Genomic DNA, 17526 nt, shown 5'->3' on the forward strand with positions numbered 1-17526 from the left:
TTTTGTCGTTTGATCCATAACATACCACACATTCCCTTAAAATAAAATGGCATTTTTTCCGGATTTTATGTCTCTGCGTCCAAAAGCGGCTTGAAAAGCACGTGGAGACAAACTATACTTTCTCCATGCAGAAGATCAATATCAGTCCCGGCCAGATCTTTGACGGAATCCACGTCCGGCTGCTCCGCGTTGCCACCGGAGCGATCACGACGCGCACCCCGTCGTGGTGCCGTTGCGGCTACCCGGAATTCATTCTGATCCGCGAAGGCGCGGTCCGGAGCGAGTTCAAGGAGGCGCCCGGGCGGTTCATCGAGCGGCCCGCCCATTCGATCATCCATTTTCCGCAGGATTCGATCCGCCGCACCTGGCTGGCGTCGGAGGAGCAGGCCCCCTATGTGTCGTTGACCTTCTCCGCCCGGAGCGATCTGCTCTTCGACCTCTTCGGGCTGTTGCAGATTCCGGATTTCATCCGCTCGGAGGAGGCGGAAACGATCATGTGCCGGCTCGTTCCGCTTGTCGGAGCGGAAGCGCTCGCCGATCAGCTGCTCGTGCAGGAGCTGCTGGTGCGTTTTCTGCGGATTGTGGTCACCCAGTCGACGATTCGCGAAGAGGCGGTGCGCTGCTGTCGGGAACGGTGGTTTCAGGAGGTGGCCGCCTGTATCGACTCCGATCCGGGGCGGGCGTTTTCGCCGGGGGAGCTGGCGAAACGGTGCGGCATGTCCCGCCAGTCCTTCTACAGCAAATTCAAGCAGGCGACCGGAATGGCCCCTCTGGAGTACATCCGGCGCAAGCGTCTGCGCGAAGCGGAGCTTCTGCTGCTCGACGGCGACGCCGGAATCGGTGAAATCGCGGAGAGGCTCCGTTTCGCCGACCAGTTCCACTTCTCCCACCTCTTCAAGAAGGTGTACGGCATGTCGCCGCTGCGCTTCCGCAAGGCGGGGCGGGAGCGGAACCGTCAGCTTTACCGGAGTTGAATCCGGCTCATTTGGTGTCGTCGAGCGGGGCGAGCATCCGCTTGATCCGGTCGGCGATCCGTTCGGCCATCAAGGTTGCGCCGAGGTCGTTGGGGTGGCAGTTATCGATGGTGCAGTCGTAGCGGAACGGGCCGGAAAAGAGCGTCTCTCCGTCGAGGAAATCCACAAAGCGGTCGCCTTCGTCGAGCGCGTGCAGGAAGGTGCGCATGACGATCTCCCGGCGCCGTTTCCCGTCGGGGGTGTTCATGAAGTCGCAGCGCGAGGTGAGCAGCACCGGCAAGGTCGGGCAGAGTGCGCGCAGATGGCGGAAGAACGGCTCGTGGGTCCGGGCGAGGAACTCCGGATCGGGCGCGTTGTGGTCATATTCGAGCACCATGGCGACCGGGTCGACGCCGGCGATTTCATCGGCGATGTGAAGTTCCCCGAGACAGGCGCCGCTGAACCCCATGTTGACCATGGGCAGATCGAGCAGGCGGGTGATGATTGCCGGGTAGTTCATGCCGGGGCGGCTCACCGCGCCGCAGTTGGTGATGGAGGAGCCGTAGAAGAGGAGCGGCTTCTCCACCCGGTGCGGGGCAGGCGGTTCGATGCGGCAGCCGGGATCGACGCCGATCCGGATGCTCCGGACCGCGCTGTGGAGCGGAAAGTAGAGCGTGTACTCCCGGAATTCCCGCGTCCGGGGCAGCGGCAGGGCGGAGAAGAGCAGTTCCGCATGCGGATCCTGTGTGGCGGGGAACTGGTTGCCGCAGAATCGCTTCTCCGTGCCGGAGCCGATGTAGAGGTCGAAACCGGTGCTGGCGCGCCGCTGGGGTCCGGCGAAGAGTTCGTCGAAGGTGACGTCGAGGGCGATCGCGGTCGAATCGGTGACGAAGCGGAGCACTTCGCCGGCCCCCTGAAGGCTCATCGGGATCACCGGCGGCCGAAGGCATTTTTCCGCGGCCTCCTGCGGCAGGCGGCGGTGTCGCCCCTCCGCGTCGACGAAGGGGACGCCTTCCAGAACAAACGGGGCGGCGAACCCGTCGTGAAAGATCATGTCGCGGCCGTTGACGCTTTGAGGTTTGTAGTTGGCGTCGAGATCGGAGAAATCTTTTTCCGGAACCATTTCATTTCCCTTCAAATATGTTCCCGGGCGCGGCCCGGTGGAATTTTTTCTGAATTTAAGATAGTCTCTTTTTCCGGTTTGGCAATGGCGAAAGGGAACAAAAATTTCCGGATTTGCATTTTTGCGGGGAAACGCCATTCCGGGACGGGGTCACGATTCCTGAGTGCGGTATTTCTTCCGCCAGGCGTGAGGAGAGAGCTGGTAGCGGGTCCGGAAACAGCGGGCGAGATAACTGCTGCTGGCGAAGCCGGTTTGTTCCGCAATCTCCCCGACGGGGAGGGTGGTGCCGCTCAAGAGACGGGCGGCTTTGTCGAGGCGGAGGCGGTTCAGATAGCCGATCGGACTCTCGCCGGTCCGTTGCCGGAACTGACGGGTCAGGGTCGGTACGGAACAGCCGCAGTGGCGTGCCAGCAGATGCAGATCGACCGGTTCGGCGTAATGTTCATCCAGATACCGCAGGGTGCGCTCTGCCGGCAGAGACGCTTCCTCCCCGGTATTCTCTTCCTGTGAAAAACTCCGGCAGATCAGCAGCAGAAGTTCCAGAAAAAGCAGCCGGAACTGTAACTCCCAGCCCGGTATTTTCCTCCGTTGTTCCTGCTGCATCCGCATTGTGAGTTCCCGCGCCCGACCAAACTCCTTGTCGCCGAGGGTACGGCTGCCGGGTTCCCGTCGGTCGGCCGGCCGTTTTTCGAAGAGTACGTAGTAGCCGCTCATGGACTGCAGCTGTTCGAGTTCGCGGGTGAAACGCTGCTGCATGAAGAGAAAGTTGGCGATATGCAGCTGCCGGAGTTCCTGATATCCATGCTGGCGGCGGGGCTGAATCAGCAACACGTCGCCGGGGTGGATCGGCGTCTCCCGCTCCGGAGTGACGTGAAGTCCGCTTCCGCTGAGCACCAGAACCAGCTCGCTGAATTCGTGGCTGTGGAGCTGGTCGGAGAGCTCCTGATAGTTGCGCAACCGCAGCGTTACCGGCATGTTGCCTCGGAAATGGCGGCTGACCGGAATAAAATAATGCGGCGATTTCTCCGGCGATTTCATGAAGTCCACTCCCTGATTAATTTGATTGGAATATATCATTTTTTGATCTGATTTTCAAATTTTAATCCAGCTTTTTCAGGTATAATAAATAGAGAAACAGCAGTTGTCGCAGGCAAGTCGAACGGGAAGACAAAAGGAGGAAACAATGAATTCAAACGCAATGCGATGTTTTCTGGCGCTGACCCTGGTCCTGTCGCTGGGAGCGCGGGCGGGGGAGGGGGCCGCCGCAAAGAGGGAGAAGGATTCTCCGAAATTTCTCATCGGCACGACGACCCATTTCGCACCGGGCCGCGGCAGTGTGGAGGCCAATCTGGATCTGATCCGGGAGTTCGGGCTGGGGTCCATCCGCGACGACATGCCGTGGAAGATGGTGGAGCGGAGGCGGGGCAGACTCGCGGCGCCGCGGCTGTTTCATGAATTTGTGGATGCGGCGGTGAAGCGGGGCTTGAAGCCGCTCGGAATTCTCGCATACAACAATCCGTTCTACGATGAGGGCGGATATCCGCGCAGTGACGAGGCGGTGGCCGCCTTTGTCCGGTACGCGGAGACCGTCGCGGCCTTCGGGCGGGGGAAGATCGCCTACTATCAGGTCTGGAACGAATGGGATGGCGGTTGCGGCATGAACCGTGCCCGCTGGGGACGCGGGGATGCCGAAAGCTACGTCCGGCTGCTGAAGGCGGTCTATCCCCGACTGAAGGAGATCCATCCGGAGGCGGGGGTGATCTGCGGCTCCGTCTGTACCGGCGAGGCGTTCCTTCAGCGGATTCTGGAGCTGGGGGCGGCGGATTTCTGCGATTTTCTGTCGATCCACCCTTACAACTTCAAAAACATGGGCGAGGACGGAACTCCGGAAGCGTGGTTCCGGAAGATGGTCCGTGTGGAGGAGTTCATCCGCAGGCACTCTGGCGGAAAAGAGAAGCCGTTTTTCATCACCGAGATGGGGTATCCCTCCTTTCGCGGCATTCACGGCCGCAGTGAGGAGGAGTGCGCCGCCAATCTGGCACGGCTGTTTCTGCTGGCACGGCTGGTGCCGTCCCTCCGGGGCATGTGGTGGTACGATTTTCAGGATGACGGGTGGAACTCCGAAGAGCGGGAGGAGTCGTTCGGACTGGTCCGCCCCGACCTCACGCTGAAACCGGCCGGGGAGGTGATGCGGGATATTTCCGGACTGGTGGCGCACGGCGAGTGCGTCGGCCGGATGGAGGTCGGAAACCCCGACGTGTGGGTGCTCCGCTTCCGGTACCGGGGGCGTGACGTTCTGGCGCTCTGGAGCGCGGACGCAGGGGCGCGCTATTCGATCGTGTGGGAGGATTCTGCAGGCAGACGGACTCCGTTCGAGGTACGGCGGGCGGGCGCTCCCTCCCGGCGGGTGACCTGGGGCTGGCGGGATTGGAGCAGCAGCCTCCGGAACCGTTGGAAGCCCGCGCAGTGGAGCATCACCGTCGATGCCATGCCGCAGTTGATGACCGGGGATTTTGCCGGAATCCGGCCGGTTGCGGTGGTGAAACGCAAGGGTGCGCCGCGGCGCCGGCCGCCGCGGAAACTGACGAAAGGAATCGCGTTTGCTGTTCCGGAGGGGAAACCGGCCGTGCCGGTGGATCTTGCGAAGGAGGGGAAATATTTTTCGTTTGCCGCTCCAGGCTGGCAAGGGCGGGAGGATCTGGAAGCCTCGTTCGAATTTCGCTACACCCCGTCGAACCTCCTGCTGACGATCCGGGTGAAGGACAACCATTTCCGGGTTGCTCCGAGCGCGGAGCGCGGCTGGGGCAGCGACGGCCTCCAGATGGGGTTCCAGTTCGAGGAGGCCGGAGGGGAACCGGAAGGGAGCACCGAACTGGACATCGCCCTGACCGGACACGGGCCGGAAACCTTCCTGCGGGAAAACCGGATCGGCCTTCCCCGTGGCGTCACTGACCGGGTGAAACTCTCCGTCACACCGTCCAGACTGGACCGGATGGGCGCGCCCGGGCGGCATGTGTATCAACTCTCCCTGCCTGCCTCGCTGTTCGGCCGCCGGAGCTTTCAGAAAGGGGATCGCTTTTACTTCTCTCTTCTGATCAACGACAACGACGGTGCCGGGCGCAAAGGGTTTCTCCACTGGGGCGACGGAATCGGTGTGCGCAAGGATCCTTACCAATATAATCTCGTGATTCTGCAGTGAATCAACAACTGAGAGGAGCTGGAATGAAACGGACATTTTTTTCCACAGGAATCCCGCGTGTCCATGCCGGGAAACGGGGGAATTTTACCCTGATCGAACTCCTGATCGTGATCGCGATTATCGCGGTTCTCGCGGCCATGCTGCTGCCCGCGTTGAACAAGGCACGGGCGCGGGCGAAGGAGATTCAGTGCCGCAACAACCTCAAGCAGTGCGGTCTGGTCTTCCTGCAGTACGCCGGGGATCATAGTGGCTGGACGATGCCGGCCAAGGCGCCCTGGCCGACCGTCACCTGGCGGCGAACCTGGCGGGTTTTGCTGGGGTTGTTACACTACATGCCGCCTTACGAACAGGGGAAAAAGGGGATGGCGAACTGCCCGGCGGTGGAGTTCGATACCCGCAATGACGTGGACAGCACCAACAGCTACGGCTTGCGGAAGTGGTCTTCCGACTGGACAGGTGTCGGCGTGGTCTGCGTGGCCGGTTCCGACACCTTCTACAGCCGCCGGGAGCAGTATCTGGACAGCCGGACGATGTTCGCCGCCGATTCCGCCGTGGAAGGTTCGGCGCTGAGTTACGATGAGGTCTATTTCATCATGGAGGGGACGGGAGTACTGCGCAGTTCGCTTTCCGGAAATACGAAAAACATCGGAATCCGGCACGGCGACAAGGCGAACTATCTCTACGGAGACGGCCATGTCGACGGCGTGAGCTACGGCGAAGTCGCCGAGGCGGCGGAGTTCAACTATACGATCCGGTGAGAAGAGGAGCGCGGCACGTCGGGGTTTTCCGGTGATTTTCACTCATCTGCGGCGACTTGCAAATTTACAAATCGCAAATTCATGCTATATTATCTTTTTCAGAACTGTTTTTGCATGGATTCAAGATAATCACAGGGAAAATGACCGTGAAAGAAATCAAGATCGGAATCATCGGGTTCGGGACCGTCGGCGCCGGCGTCGCCGCCAACATCCTCGCCAACAGCGACGTGATCGCCAGCCGCGCCGGAGTCAAACTTGTCCTCGCCAAGGTCGCCGACCTCGATATCACCACCGACCGCGGCGTGCGGATTCCGGAAGGGGTTCTCACCACCGACGCCGCCGAGGCGATCCGCGAAGCCGATATCGTCGTCGAACTGGTCGGCGGAACCACCGTCGCGAAGAAGTTCATCCTCGACGCCATCCGGGCGGGCAAGCCCGTGGTCACCGCCAACAAGGCGCTGCTGGCTCTGCACGGCGAGGAGATCTTCTCCGCCGCCGAAGCCGCCGGCGTGGATGTCTATTACGAAGCGAGCGTCGCGGGCGGAATCCCGATCATCAAGGCGCTGCGCGAGGGTCTGGTCTCCAACCGCATCCACCGCATCTACGGCATCATGAACGGCACCTGCAACTACATCCTCACCCGCATGGAGAACGAGGGTGCCGACTTCAACACCGTTCTCGCCGATGCGCAGAAGCTCGGTTACGCCGAGGCGAATCCCTCGCTCGACATCGACGGATTCGACACCGCGCACAAGACGGCGATTCTCGCCGCGCTCGCCTTCGGCGAATGGTTCGGGCTCGACCCGGTCCATGTCGAAGGAATCCGCGACCTCGAGCTGGCCGACCTGCGCTATGCCGAGGAGCTCGGCTACCGGATTAAACTGCTCTCGGTCATCAAGGAGTCGGAGGGGAACGTCCAGATGAGCGTCCGGCCGACGCTGATTCCCCGGAACACCTTGCTCGCCAACATCTCCGACGTCTTCAACGGCGTGCTGGTCGAGGGCGACACCGTCGGGCAGACCCTCTTCTACGGCCGCGGCGCCGGGCGGAACGCCACCGCCAGCGCGGTGGTCGCCGACCTCACCGACGTGGCGATCAACCTCGCGGTCGGTTCGGTCCGCCGGACTCCGGCTTTCCGGCCCGGCAAACTTTTCCGCCGGGTGCTGACGATGGAGGAGAGCGAGAGCCGCTTCTACCTCCGGCTCCAGGTGCGGGACTGCCCCGGCGTGATCGCGTCGATCGCGCAGATTCTCGCCGACAAGTCGATCAGCATCTCCAGTCTGATTCAGCACGAGCGCCGCGAGGCGGACGGTACGGTGGCGCTGGTGATTCTGACCCACTCCGCGGCGGAGAAGAGCCTCCGCGCCGCGTTGGCGGAGCTTGCGACGCTCTCGATCAATCAGTCGCCGGTCAAGCTTATGCGCATCGAAGACATCTAGGCAGAGGAACAGAAATTTATCATGGGAATTCACACCGTAGAAAAAATCGGCGGGACCAGCATGACCCGCTTCGGCGAGCTGATGGAGAACATCCTCATCGGCAACCGCCGCGGTCCGGAACTCTACAACCGCATCTTCGTCGTCTCCGCTTACGGCGGGGTCACCAATCTGCTGCTGGAAAATAAGAAGACCGCCGAGCCGGGAATCTTTGCGGCATTCGCCGCGGGCGACCGTTCGTGGGCGGAGAAGCTCGAGGCGACCCGCGCCGAGCTGATCCGGCTCAACCGCACCTTCGAATCGCTCGGGTTGCGGCAGGACGCGGCGGATGATTTCGTCAACGAGCGGATGGACGGGGTGAAGAGCTGCCTCCGCAACCTGATGCAGCTGCGCAGCTTCGGGCACTTCCACCGCGAGGACTACCTGCCGGCGGCGCGCGAACTGCTCAGCTCGGTCGGCGAAGCGCACAGCGCCTTCAATTCGACGCTGATCCTGCGGGAACACGGGGTCAATGCGGTGTTCGTCGACCTCTCCGGCTGGAAGGATCAGGAGACCGGCACGATGGAGGAGACGATTCTGCACCACATTCAGGGGCTGGATTTCTCGCAGTGCATGCCGATCGTCACCGGATACGCCAAATGCGCCGAGGGCGTGATGGCGAAGTTCGACCGCGGCTACAGTGAAATCACCTTCAGCAAACTTGCGGTGGTGACGCAGGCGCGGGAAGGGGTGATCCACAAGGAGTTCCACCTCTCCACCGGCGACCCGAAACTGATCGGCAAGGACAAGGTCCGCACCATCGGGCACACCAATTTCGACATCGCCGATCAGCTGGCGGACATGGCGATGGAGGCGATTCACCCGAAGGCCTCCAAGGCGATGGAACTGAACAACATTCCGATCCGGGTGGCCAACGCGTTCGACCCGGGCAATCCGGGCACGCTGATCAGCCGGAACTACGTTTCGCCGAATCCGCGGGTGGATATGATCTGCGGGCGGCGCGACCTCTTCGCGGTCGAAGTGTTCGATCCGGAGATGGTCGGCGAGAGCGGCTACGACTTCCGGGTGCTGCAGAGTTTTGCGAAGCACCGCATCAGCTACATCGCCAAAAACACCAACGCCAACACGATCACCCACTATGTGCCGGAGCGGTCGCGCGGGCTGGACGCCTGCCTCGCGGAACTGGCGGAGAACTTCCCCGCCGCGAAGATCTCCACCCGCAAGGTGGCGGTGATCGCGGTGATCGGCAGCAACATGAAGATTCCGGGTTTCCTGTCGCGGGCGGCGAAGGCGCTGGCCGAGGCGAAGATCAACGTGCTCGCGCTGGATCAGTGCATGCGGCAGGTCAACATGCAGTTCATCATCGATCGCGAGGACTTCGAGGCGGCGCAGAAGGCATTGCATCATGAACTGGTGGAGAACGAGGCGCAGCTGTAAGCGGAGCACCTCGGAGAGAGGAGGCCGGAGATGGAATTCGCGGCAGGTTCGGTAGCCGGTGCATTTCTGCTGACGACGCTGGCCGGCGCGGCGACGGTGCTGGGAGCGGCCTCCGCGTTCTTTCTGCGGCGGACCAATACCCGCGCGCTTTCGGTTGCGCTTGGCTTTTCCGGCGGGGTGATGATCTACATCTCCTTTGTCGAACTCTTGGCTGGAGCCAACCGGGAACTGCGTGAGGTGTTCGGCGGGACGCCCGGCGCCTTTGTTTCGATGGGGGCGTTTTTCGGCGGGATGCTGCTGGCGGCGGTGATCGACCGGCTGGTGCCGGAACCGGTCAACCCGCATGAGACCCGGAGCGTGGAGGAGATGGATCTGCCTCCTGCGGATTTTCGTCCGCTGCAGCGGGCGGGGCTCCGGTTTGCGGCGGCGATTGCGGTTCACAAGTTTCCGGAAGGTCTGGCGGTGTTTGCCGCCAGTCTCGGCGGACTGGAGCTGGGAATTCCGGTGGCGGTGGCGATGGCTCTGCACAACATTCCGGAAGGACTGGCGGTGTCGGTGCCGGTCTACTATGCGACCGGGAGCCGGAAACGGGCGTTTCTCTACGCATCGCTGACCGGGCTGGCCGATCCGGCCGGGGCGCTGCTCGGTTATCTGATTCTTGCGCCGTTTCTGGATGGAACGGTGCTCAATATGATTTTCGCCGCGGTGGCGGGCATCATGGTCTTCGTCACATTTGACGGCATGCTGCCGATGGCGCACAAATACGGGGAATCGCATCTGGCGCTTTACGGGCTGGTCGGCGGGATGTTTCTGATGGCTCTCGGACTGGCCTTGGTTTAGAAGATAATTATCCAACATCGCAGGGGTTTTGAACGATGAAAATGAGCAAACTGGTCGGGCGCCGGATCAAGGAGGATCCGAAGGACGCGAAGACTGTCAGTCACAAATTTCTGATTCGCGGCGGCTACATCCGCCCGGTGTCGGCGGGAATCTATTCGCTGCTGCCGACGGGGGAGCGGATTGTCAAAAAGATCGAGGCGATCATCCGGGAGGAGATGAACCGCATCGACGGGCAGGAGGTGCTCATGCCGGTGGTGCTCCCGGCGGACCTCTGGCAGGAGTCCGGGCGGTACGAGTCGGTCGGGGCGGAGCTGCTGCGCTTCCGCGACCGCAACGAGAAGCCGATGATTCTGGCGATGACTCACGAAGAGGCGATTGTCCACCTGGTGCGCACCGAACTCAACAGCTACAAGCAGCTGCCGGTGATGCTCTACCAGATTCAGACCAAATACCGCGACGAGGCGCGTCCGCGGGCGGGGCTGATCCGCACGCGCGAGTTCACGATGAAGGATGCCTACAGCTTCCACACCGATCAGGCCGATCTGGAGCGCTACTACGCCCGCTGTCACGAGGCGTACGAGCGGATTTTCCGCCGGGTGGGGATGAAGAATGTGCTGTCGATCGAATCCAATTCCGGCATGATGGGCGGCAAGGTGTCGCATGAGTTCATGGCGATCTGCGACTGCGGCGAGGACACCGTCATCACCAACGCCGACTACAGCTACCGGGCCAACCGCGAAATCGCGGTGGCGGCGTGGAAGTTCGAAAAGGGCGAACCGCTCCCGCTGGAGAAGGTTCACACCCCCGGGATGAAGACGATCGAGGATGTCGCCGGATTTCTCGGGGTGAAGTCGGAGAACACCGGCAAGGCGGTTTTCTATCAGGACGCGCACACCGGCGAACTCATTTTCGTGCTGATCCGCGGCGACTTCGAGGTCAACGAGGTGAAGCTGGCCAACGCGCTCAAGGTGCCCGAGCTGAAGTTCGCCGACGACGCCGCGATCGAGGCGGCGGGCGCGGTGCCCGGGTTCGCCAGTCCGGTCGGAATCGATCCCGCCAAGGCGCGGATCATCGTGGACCGTTCGGCGGCGGAATCGGGCAATCTGGTGGTCGGCGCCAACGAGACGGACTACCACTACCGGAACTTCAACTTCGACCGCGACCTGGCCGGGAGCGGCTGTCTGGTTGCGGACATCGCCTGTGTGCGGGAAGGGGATCCCTGTCCGCTCACCGGGCAGCCGCTGCAGTTCCTGCGCGGCATCGAGGTGGGGAACATCTTCCAGCTCGGGACCAAATATTCCGACACGATGCACTGCGACTACCTCGACCGCGACGGCAAGTCGCATCCGATGGTCATGGGCTGTTACGGCATCGGCGTCGGCCGGGCGATGGCGGCGGTGATCGAGCAGAGCTGTGACGAGTACGGTCCGATCTGGCCGATGTCGATTGCGCCGTGGCAGGTGGAGCTGTGCGCGATCAATCCGGAGAAGGAGGGGGTCGGCGAAGCGTGTGAGCGGCTCTACGCCGAACTGCAGGTCGCCGGCATCGAGGTGCTCTACGACGACCGCGGCGAGAAGGCCGGTTCGATGTTCAGCGACGCCGATCTGCTCGGCATTCCGCTGCGGCTGGTGGTGTCGCCCCGGACTCTGGCGGAGAAGCAGGCGGAGTTCAAGGTGCGGGGCAGCCGCGACGCGGAGCGGATTGCGCTCGACGCGGCGGTCTCCCATGTCGCCGCCCGGGTCGAGGCGGAGATGGAGAAATACCGCTGACCGTTGAAAAATGTTCCGGAACACTTGAAAACGTCCCGGAAATATCGTATATTGTTAAAATCCGGCGGGAACGGTCCTGCCTGTACGGCAATGTGAGGAGACAGGCTGATGAAGCGTGGCACGGAAAAGCTGGCGGGAGCGCTGCTGCTCCTTTTCGCCGCCTGCGGCGTACATGCGGTGGAGGGGAACCTCGTGGCCACGCTTTCGCAGAACCTGCAGGATCAATGGGAGCACATTCTTCCCGGGCGTCCGCCGCAGGTTTCGACGGTTTCCCGGGTGACGCCGGGGCAGCCTTTCTCGATCCGGCTGGTTCTCGGCCGCTTCGCGCTCAAGGAGGGGGCCGCCGATGTGACGGCCGACCTGGAGCAGGTCAATCCGGACGGGACGAAAACGCCGATCGGCCGCGACCTCGTCGTCTTCCGGGGGAAGAGTGACGGCAACGGCGTGTTTCTTTCGAACTTCCATCTGGAAGCGGAGATGGAGGAAAAGGATGCGCAAGGGACCTACCGGATTGTCGGGAAACTCCGCGACCGCAACGACGGTTCGGAGAAGGCTCTGGAGTGTGCGTGGCAGTTGGTGCCGCCGCCGGCTCCGTTCCCTGCGGTGGAGTTCAAACAGAGCAGTGAAGTGCTCGGCAACTACTACCGTTCGCCGAAGCCGGAACTGCTGCCGGGCGTTCTGGAGAGCTGTCTGCGGGAGCGCCCCGGATTGAACGGCAAGACGTTGTCGCTCTATTACGGATTGGGATTGCTCTTCCGGCTGAATCCCCAGCTGCATGGGGAACTGCTCCGGATTGCGGCGGCGCAGCGGACGGCGGAAGGTCGCCGGGCGGTTGCGGCGGTGATCCATTTTCTCGGTGGGAAAGCGGAGGCGGCACTTCGGCCGAAGCTCGACGCGGAGACGCTCCGGGAGCTGGAGAAGCTCGCCGCACTGCCGGTGGAGGTCCCCGGTTCGATCCGGAATCCCGGAGAACTCGATCAGCTCTGGTTCGAGTTTTTCGCGACCGGGAAGGTTGAGCCGGTCCGCCGGCTGGTCGATCAGCTTGCCAGGCCGGGCAAAATGCTGACGCCGAAAGAGTTCAAGGCGAAGAAGGAAAAGGGAGAGATCACGCCGGAGGATCGGGAGAGTCTGATGAATTTCCTGATCTCTCTTGCGGCGAACTGGTCGCTCGGCTCCAACGCAAAGCAGCATCCGCTGGTGAGGTATTACCTCGAAGCGATGCTGACGCGGGGAGAGATCAAACATCCGCGTTCCGTGGCTCTGGTCAAGGAGATTCTGCGGAAGGCATCAGTTCCGGCGAAAGCCGGGAAATAGAAGAGAGGAGTGTGTATCATGTGGAATTATACCGATAAAGTCATGGATCACTTTCTCCATCCGCGCAATGTGGGCGAGGTGGAGAATCCCGACGGTATGGGCGAGGTGGGCAACGCCGCCTGCGGCGATGCGTTGAAGCTCACCTTCAAGCTCGACAAGGAGGGCAGGATCGCCGACGTCAAGTTCAAGACCTTCGGCTGTGCCAGCGCGATTGCGTCGAGCTCCGCGCTGACCGAGCTGGTCAAGGGCAAGACGCTGGAGGAGGCCGAGAAGATCACCAACCAGCAGATCGCCGATATGCTCGGCGGGCTTCCGGAAGCGAAGATGCACTGCTCGGTGATGGGCATGGAGGCGCTTCAGGCGGCCATCTGCCACTACCGTGGCGAGAAGAGTCCGTTTGAGAAGGATGCGGACCACGAGGGGCGGATTGTCTGCAAATGCTTCGGCGTCACCGACGTGAAGATCCTCAAGGTCGCGAAAGAGAATAAACTGCACAAGGCCGAGGAGGTCACGCACTACTGCAAGGCGGGCGGTGCGTGCGGCGCGTGTCTCGACGACATCCAGCACCTGCTCGACGACATGTGGAAACTGGAGAACGCCGGGAAATGATGAGTTTCGACGAGTTGCGGCAGGCGGAAGGGGAGCTGAAGAGCCGGATTGAGCACCTCCACGAATTCCTGCACATCGATGAGCGCAGGGAGGAGATGGCGGAGCTGGAGAAGAAGATGGCCGCGCCGGACTTCTGGAACGACAAGGAGTCGGCGCAGAACACGGTTTCCCAGCTGTCCGCCTGCCGGAACCTGGTCGAACCGTTCCGCCGGCTGGAGAGCGAGGTGGAGGACTACGCGGTTGCACTGGAACTCGCCGGGGAGGACGAGGAGTTCCTCAAGGAGGCGGAGATCGCCTACCGGCGGCTGCTGAAGTCGCTGGACCGGATGGAGATCATGAGTTTTCTCTCCGGCAAGTTCGACCGGAACAACCTCTATTTTTCGATCCACGCAGGAGCGGGCGGCACCGAGTCGTGCGACTGGGCGAACATGCTTCTGCGCATGTACCGGCGCTTCTTCGAGCGGCGCGGCTGGAAGGACGAGGTGATCGACCTGCAGCCCGGCGAAGAGGCGGGCGTGAAGAGCGTCACATTGCACGTCACCGGGGAGTTCTCCTACGGCTACATGAAAGGGGAGAAGGGGGTGCACCGGCTGGTGCGCATCTCTCCGTTCGACAGCAATGCGCGGCGGCACACCAGCTTCTGCTCGGTGGACGTCTTCCCCGAACTGGATGACGACATCGAGGTGGAAATCGACGAGAGCGAGCTGCGGATTGACACCTACCGTTCCAGCGGAGCGGGCGGGCAGCACGTCAACACCACCGACTCGGCAATCCGGATCACCCACCTGCCGACCGGCATCGTGGTCTGCTGCCAGAACGAGCGTTCGCAGCATAAGAACCGTGCCACGGCGATGAAGATGCTGAAAGCCAAACTCTACGAATACGAGGAGGAGAAGCGCCGCAACGAGGCGGATGCGATCCGGGGCGAGAAGATGGAGAACGGCTGGGGCAGTCAGATTCGCAGTTACGTGCTGCAGCCCTACCAGATGGTCAAGGACCTCCGTACCGGAGTGGAAACCAGCGACACCGCCGGCGTGCTTGACGGTGAGATCGATCAGTTCATCGAGGCGTATCTGAAAAGCTCCCGTTAGGGAGAACTGGAGTTCTGTTACAACACCGCTCTTCCCATGTAAGGAGAGCGGTTTTTTTGTGGAAGTTCATTGTCCGGTGATGAAAACGATGCGCCCCCTTGCGGCGGGACGCAGGGGGCGGCGGGAAACGCTTTCCGGTCCGATGGAGGGGGCTATTCGGAGTCAATCCGGACGTTCGGACCGATTTTGTCGCCCTTCCAGACCCCGCGGAATTGATTGTCACGGATTTTTCCTGTGACCTCCTGCAGAGCGAACCGGGTATCCGCCTGCGGTTGAGAGAGGAGAAAGCTGTTGCCGATGACTTCCAGATCGGCGATTCCGCGGGCTTCGAGCAATGCCGGACGAGTGAACTTCCCCTTCATTCCGGCGTACGGTGAAGTGAGATCGAAGAGAAACAGGTTCCCCGTCAGATAGAGGTGGCGCATCCAGGTGGCGGAATTTTCAGGATCATACTTTGTCTGGCGCAGAAAGAACGTGGTGTCATCCTGCGGCAGTCTGAATTTGTTTCCCTCATAGGTGACAACGCGGGGGAAAAATGCTTCGGCCCAGTTGTTCAGGAAGGTGTTCCAGGTACCGAAGAGCCCCCGTTCCATCCGCATGATGAAGGTGTTGTTTAGCAGCAGGGAGCCGGAGCCCATGATCCAGCAGCGGCCGATGCAGTCGGCGAAATAGTTGTTGCTGATCACCAGTCCCTGACCGTACAGGTCTGGAAAGTGGACGAGATCCATTTTCTTCGCATCACGGATCATCGCGTATTCATCGCGGGTGATGAAGGGTTCGGCGCAGCGCAGTTCGCCCGGATCGCGATCCAGCTCCAGTTTGAACACTGTCACATCGACCGGTTCCTTCTGAATCGTGGAGATTTTCCGTTCGCCGAGCGCCCGGAACCGTGCGTAGGAGATGCCTTCCGCTCTGGCCTGTCGAGGATCGAAGTAGGTCGAGGAGTGTTTGATTTTGACCTTTTCTGCAGAGAGCACCTTGAAACGTTTTCTTGTATCGACCAGTTTCTGCCCGAGATTCGGCACAATGTCGATGTGACGGATGTATCTGCTGTGCAGATCCGCGCCCCATACCTGGGTGGGGATGTAAATGACCTTTCCCTCCTGACGGAGAATCGGGGTAACCGCGCTGTGGATATTGAAGAAGTCGTCGCCGAGATTTTTGACGACGTTTCTGGAAATGAATCCGCCCAGAGACGGCATACGCACATAGAAGAAATCCGCGCAGGTGGCGACGGCGATTTTTTCTTCCGGGGCGGTGCTGACCGTGCAGTCGGTAATGAAGGTCGCATCGGAGAGGTATCCCTTGATGACCACTCCGCCGATACGCTCCATGGAGATGTTTTTCCACCGGCAGCGGTCGGCATGATCGAGCTGGAAAAAGCCGGAATAGTTCCGTGCATAGTTGATCAGCCGAAGTCCTTTCTGGTAAACATCGGCGGTTTTCTCTCCCGGGGCGAGCGGCCAGAGTCTGGAGTGGTTCGGATAGGCGACATACTCATCCGCCTTCAGATGCTTCACGGAATCCTGGAACAGCAGAATCCGCCGGCGCAGCCGTTTTTGCGCGGTGTAGAGGAGAGGTGTTTTGCCGTCCTCTGCCAGTTGGGAATCGCAGACTCGGAAGAAATTCATTTCACTCTTCGTGATTTCCGGGTCCAGCGGGAGGAGTCCGCCGTCGTGTCGGTAGATCACGCCCTTGCCGTCTTCGGTCCATCCAGTTACAACTCCGGTGGAGTAGATCGGCTTGAGGGAGGTGATGTGGAATGTTTCAAAACGGAGATTTTCGCAGTTTTGGATATCGAAATGCGGTGTTTTCGGCGAATTCATCACCAGAACGGTCCCCGCTTCCCCTTTCATTTTAAAATGTCTGATCCGGTGGAAGCGGAGCGTCGGAACGCGCCACCCTTTGCGGCGGTTCAGCAGATAGCGTCCTTTGGGGAGAAAAATTCCGCCTTTTCCGTTTTTCACTGCAAAATCGATCGCTTTCTGAATGGCGGGCGCATCGTCGTTTTTGCCGTCCGCTTTCGCGCCGAACTCCCTGACGTTCACCAGGCCTCCGGCCTCCAGATCCGGCATGTCGCGGAAGATCTCCCACTCCTGTTCCATGCGTTCGAGCAGGGTCTGCCATTCGTCGAGGATCATCGGTGCTTCGAAGGGATCGTTTTCGAGGTCGTAGAAGTACGCTTTGCGGTAGGAGCGGTGAATCGAAGACTGTTCGCGGACCCAGTCGGCGAAATCAGGATCTTTTTCCCGTAGAGTTTCCGCTTTTTCCTCCAGAGCCCTGACACGTTTTTCCAACTCCTGCACGGTCGGGGCCGCCGGAACGACAATGCCGGACAACAGGAAGGCGAGAAGATAAAAAAAGTTTTTTTTCATGGAGATGTTCCTAGCTTGGCAAAATTGTTTTTTCCGGAAGGAAGGCTCTAGAGCGGGATGCTGATTCCGTTGATCATAATTCGGTAGAAGCCCATCTCCTTGAACTCCATTTTTCCGGGATTTTCCACATGACCGTCGGCAAATGCCACCACGCCGCGATTGCCGTGGTGAATGCTGGCGGGGAATTTGTTGCTGGTGAGTTTGAACGAATAGCACCATTGGCCGTCGCCGGGATTGGGAGCTCCGGCCATGCCGTCCTGCATATTGTCGGAGAGCAGATCAAATCGGCTGGCATTCCGCAATGTTTTGGTGGTGTACATGGTGACGTTTCCGGTATTGAAGTCGCAGGGGGTGTAGAACTTCCCGAATGTCTCCCGGACGACCTGTTTCCGGTCGCTGGTCATTTCGCCGAAGTTCATCCCCCAGTTGCAGATGCCGTAGGAATAGGTTTGACTTGGACTGCGGCTGGTGCATCTGGTGACTGCCTTGCTGATGTATTTTGCCTCGGACAGCAGATTTCCCCATTCGCTGGCGTATTCACCCTTGTAGGTGTAGCTGGTGATCCACCCGAAGAGAAAACCTTCATAATCGTTGGCATAGAGCAGATGTCCCGCCATCGCCT

At 60.7% G+C, this 17526-nt stretch carries 13 protein-coding genes and 1 pseudogene; 10 read left to right on the forward strand and 4 right to left on the reverse strand.

Features of this window, described 5'->3' with window-relative positions:
• Positions 1 to 101 precede the first annotated feature (101 nt).
• On the forward strand, positions 102 to 974 hold the full coding sequence (locus tag ACMLHG_RS10845) for a helix-turn-helix domain-containing protein (protein ID WP_295808589.1): 873 nt from the start codon (positions 102 to 104) through the stop codon (positions 972 to 974).
• Between the two features lie 7 nt (positions 975 to 981).
• Here ACMLHG_RS10845 and ACMLHG_RS10850 read toward each other — a convergent pair whose 3' ends face one another.
• Positions 982 to 2076, reverse strand: a complete 1095-nt coding sequence (locus ACMLHG_RS10850) for an SGNH/GDSL hydrolase family protein (RefSeq protein WP_295808591.1) — start codon at positions 2074 to 2076, stop codon at positions 982 to 984.
• 150 nt (positions 2077 to 2226) lie between these two features.
• The gene (locus ACMLHG_RS10855; protein WP_417170511.1) at positions 2227 to 3114 is read right to left on the reverse strand and encodes a helix-turn-helix domain-containing protein; all 888 of its coding nucleotides are present in this window, start codon (positions 3112 to 3114) and stop codon (positions 2227 to 2229) included.
• Positions 3115 to 3259: 145 nt separating this feature from the next.
• Here ACMLHG_RS10855 and ACMLHG_RS10860 point away from each other — a divergent pair, with 145 nt between their 5' ends.
• The 9 genes and pseudogenes from ACMLHG_RS10860 (at position 3260) to prfB (ending at position 14529) form a co-directional block, all read left to right on the forward strand.
• The gene (locus tag ACMLHG_RS10860; protein WP_417170512.1) at positions 3260 to 5275 is read left to right on the forward strand and encodes a hypothetical protein; all 2016 of its coding nucleotides are present in this window, start codon (positions 3260 to 3262) and stop codon (positions 5273 to 5275) included.
• Between the two features lie 23 nt (positions 5276 to 5298).
• Positions 5299 to 6033 (forward strand): prepilin-type N-terminal cleavage/methylation domain-containing protein, encoded by a 735-nt coding sequence (locus ACMLHG_RS10865; protein ID WP_417170513.1) that lies wholly within the window; start codon positions 5299 to 5301, stop codon positions 6031 to 6033.
• Positions 6034 to 6179: 146 nt separating this feature from the next.
• A complete protein-coding gene (locus ACMLHG_RS10870) occupies positions 6180 to 7472 on the forward strand; it encodes a homoserine dehydrogenase (protein ID WP_295808595.1) in 1293 nt (430 codons plus the stop codon).
• 21 nt (positions 7473 to 7493) lie between these two features.
• Positions 7494 to 8906, forward strand: a complete 1413-nt coding sequence (locus ACMLHG_RS10875; RefSeq protein WP_294433405.1) for an aspartate kinase — start codon at positions 7494 to 7496, stop codon at positions 8904 to 8906.
• Positions 8907 to 8936: 30 nt separating this feature from the next.
• Positions 8937 to 9746 (forward strand): zinc transporter ZupT, encoded by an 810-nt coding sequence (gene zupT / locus ACMLHG_RS10880; protein WP_294433407.1) that lies wholly within the window; start codon positions 8937 to 8939, stop codon positions 9744 to 9746.
• Positions 9747 to 9781: 35 nt separating this feature from the next.
• Positions 9782 to 11515, forward strand: coding sequence for a proline--tRNA ligase (locus ACMLHG_RS10885; protein ID WP_417170514.1), 1734 nt, complete (start codon positions 9782 to 9784; stop codon positions 11513 to 11515).
• Between the two features lie 108 nt (positions 11516 to 11623).
• Complete coding sequence (locus ACMLHG_RS10890) at positions 11624 to 12829, forward strand: hypothetical protein (RefSeq protein WP_417170515.1); 1206 nt, start codon at positions 11624 to 11626, stop codon at positions 12827 to 12829.
• Positions 12830 to 12847: 18 nt separating this feature from the next.
• Positions 12848 to 13411 (forward strand): annotated as a pseudogene (nifU, locus tag ACMLHG_RS10895) (Fe-S cluster assembly protein NifU); the annotation flags it as partial.
• A gap of 26 nt (positions 13412 to 13437) precedes the next feature.
• A complete protein-coding gene (gene prfB, locus ACMLHG_RS10900) occupies positions 13438 to 14529 on the forward strand; it encodes a peptide chain release factor 2 (protein ID WP_295808643.1) in 1092 nt (363 codons plus the stop codon).
• A 152-nt stretch (positions 14530 to 14681) separates the two neighbouring features.
• Here prfB and ACMLHG_RS10905 read toward each other — a convergent pair whose 3' ends face one another.
• On the reverse strand, positions 14682 to 16904 hold the full coding sequence (locus ACMLHG_RS10905) for a glycosyl hydrolase family 28-related protein (RefSeq protein WP_417170516.1): 2223 nt from the start codon (positions 16902 to 16904) through the stop codon (positions 14682 to 14684).
• 47 nt (positions 16905 to 16951) lie between these two features.
• Positions 16952 to 17526: hypothetical protein (locus ACMLHG_RS10910; protein ID WP_417170517.1), on the reverse strand; the 575-nt coding region annotated here is incomplete at its 5' end.

The sequence above is a fragment of the Victivallis sp. genome (genome assembly GCF_048170485.1).
Classification (GTDB): domain Bacteria; phylum Verrucomicrobiota; class Lentisphaeria; order Victivallales; family Victivallaceae; genus Victivallis.

Coding starts and splice junctions, on each gene's coding strand:
- ACMLHG_RS10850 (WP_295808591.1), bottom strand. CDS start 2,076: ATGGTTCCGGAAAAAGATTTCTCCGATCTCGACGCCAACTACAAACCT.
- ACMLHG_RS10855 (WP_417170511.1), bottom strand. CDS start 3,114: ATGAAATCGCCGGAGAAATCGCCGCATTATTTTATTCCGGTCAGCCGC.
- ACMLHG_RS10860 (WP_417170512.1), top strand. CDS start 3,260: ATGAATTCAAACGCAATGCGATGTTTTCTGGCGCTGACCCTGGTCCTG.
- ACMLHG_RS10865 (WP_417170513.1), top strand. CDS start 5,299: ATGAAACGGACATTTTTTTCCACAGGAATCCCGCGTGTCCATGCCGGG.
- ACMLHG_RS10875 (WP_294433405.1), top strand. CDS start 7,494: ATGGGAATTCACACCGTAGAAAAAATCGGCGGGACCAGCATGACCCGC.
- zupT (WP_294433407.1), top strand. CDS start 8,937: ATGGAATTCGCGGCAGGTTCGGTAGCCGGTGCATTTCTGCTGACGACG.
- ACMLHG_RS10885 (WP_417170514.1), top strand. CDS start 9,782: ATGAAAATGAGCAAACTGGTCGGGCGCCGGATCAAGGAGGATCCGAAG.
- ACMLHG_RS10890 (WP_417170515.1), top strand. CDS start 11,624: ATGAAGCGTGGCACGGAAAAGCTGGCGGGAGCGCTGCTGCTCCTTTTC.
- prfB (WP_295808643.1), top strand. CDS start 13,438: ATGAGTTTCGACGAGTTGCGGCAGGCGGAAGGGGAGCTGAAGAGCCGG.
- ACMLHG_RS10905 (WP_417170516.1), bottom strand. CDS start 16,904: ATGAAAAAAAACTTTTTTTATCTTCTCGCCTTCCTGTTGTCCGGCATT.